1 protein-coding gene is annotated in these 722 nt (G+C 57.5%); it reads left to right on the forward strand.

Features of this window, described 5'->3' with window-relative positions; genetic code table 11:
- Positions 1-123: 123 nt before the first annotated feature.
- A partial coding sequence (locus KP705_RS15715; protein WP_215764868.1) for a DUF4158 domain-containing protein occupies positions 124-722 on the forward strand: 599 nt, incomplete at its 3' end.

Consider the following 722-nt stretch of genomic DNA (forward strand, 5'->3'; position numbering starts at 1 on the left):
GCAAAACATATGGTACCACCTTTATGAGACACAGCACACGGCTGTATTCCATGACGTGTTGCACTTGTCCGGGACAGTCCGTCCAACGATCCCCTTCCGGACACATGAAGGAGACATCCGATCATGGCGCGGCGCCGTCTTCTGACCCGTGAAGCTCTCGCCCGACATTACGAGCCTTCTGTCGATGATCGCGAGATCACGAGACATTTTACACTCAGCCAGGATGACTTCGATCTGATCGCAACCCGCCGCGGAGAAACCTCCCGATTGGGTTTCACGATGGTCATGCTCTACATGCGCTGGCCGGGACGGGTGCTGGAATCTGGTGAAACACCACCGGCTCCCATTCTGTCATTTGTTGCGCGGCAGCTCGACCTGTCCCCTGGGCTCTGGTCCCATTACGGACGTCGTGACGAAACCCGTCGATCCCATCTGGCCCACCTGATGAAGCGTTATGGCTACCGAACCTTCGATCGGTCGGCATTTCATGACATGACCGGTTTCGCGATGCCAATTGCACATCATGTGACCCAGCCATCCCGCATGGCTGCGATCCTGATTGACGAGATGCGTCGCCGAAGCATTCTCCTGCCGTCGGTCACTGTCATTGAAGCCTTGGTGCGCCGTGCTCGCCAGCAGGCCGATCACCTTGTCCATGACGTCCTTGCAGGGGATCTGCCGCCGGAAACCCGTTGTCGTTTGGACAAAATGCTGGAGCGTCG

Source organism: Gluconobacter sp. P1D12_c (assembly GCF_018812105.1).
Taxonomy (GTDB): domain Bacteria; phylum Pseudomonadota; class Alphaproteobacteria; order Acetobacterales; family Acetobacteraceae; genus Gluconobacter; species Gluconobacter oxydans_A.